Annotated in this window: 1 protein-coding gene; it reads right to left on the reverse strand. The window is 35.6% G+C overall.

Annotated features, from left to right (window positions below; all coding sequences use genetic code 11):
- Nucleotides 1-391: chemotaxis protein CheB (locus HC175_RS15545; RefSeq protein WP_168139361.1), on the reverse strand; the 391-nt coding region annotated here is incomplete at its 3' end.
- Nucleotides 392-821: the final 430 nt, after the last annotated feature.

Raw genomic sequence — 821 nt, forward strand, 5'->3', positions numbered from 1 at the left:
CAAGGGATTCGAAGAACATATCTATTGGAAGATTTAAGGTTTGATTTCGCGGTTTGTCTGAAAGATAAAGGCGGTCATTTTTTATGACCAGGTTACTCACCGGAGGAATTAAATATACATGCCCCTGCATCACCTCCATGCCATTTTCAACTTCAAGAATAGGAAGGTTGGTGCTTCGGGATAACAATTCTCCCATCATACTTTTATAATCGGGAGAAAGATGTTGTATTATAACGTAGGCACTTTTAGAACCTTGAGGCACATTCTCAAAAAATGCCTTAAGTGCTTCAAGTCCTCCTGCACTGGCTCCAATTGCAATTATTCTTGCAAATGATGAATTTTGAGTTGGTTCGGGTCGAAGAGCCTGGGAATTAGTTACATTTTTACTCATACATGGTCAAAGGCTGTAAATGACTCAACAAACGTTAAACTGAAAACTTTAAAAACTTCTTTAATGTTTTTCAGCAGAACCTGTCCCGTACACAACAACACCAATAAATTAAAAGCGCTTATATAAAAAGTATCAGGCCGTGAAAATAATTCTATCTCGGTTTTTTTGCTGTTAATGAATTGTTAACTAACATTTCTAGTGAGATATTAATAAGTTCCGGATGGAAAACAGAAGAGTTTCCAAGGAGAGAATAAAGCTTAAAGATGAAAGTTTGATCGAAATCTTATATTCCAGAGGATCCATGTTAAATTATGAAAGAGAGAAGAAATAACGCGCCTTCTTCCCCTTTAAAAGGTACGCCAGTAATCTTACTCTCTTTCTTTCTGTATAGTTGTAACTATGTAATTATCAATATCTTACAAAGATACTT

It is taken from the genome of Salinimicrobium oceani (genome assembly GCF_012037645.1).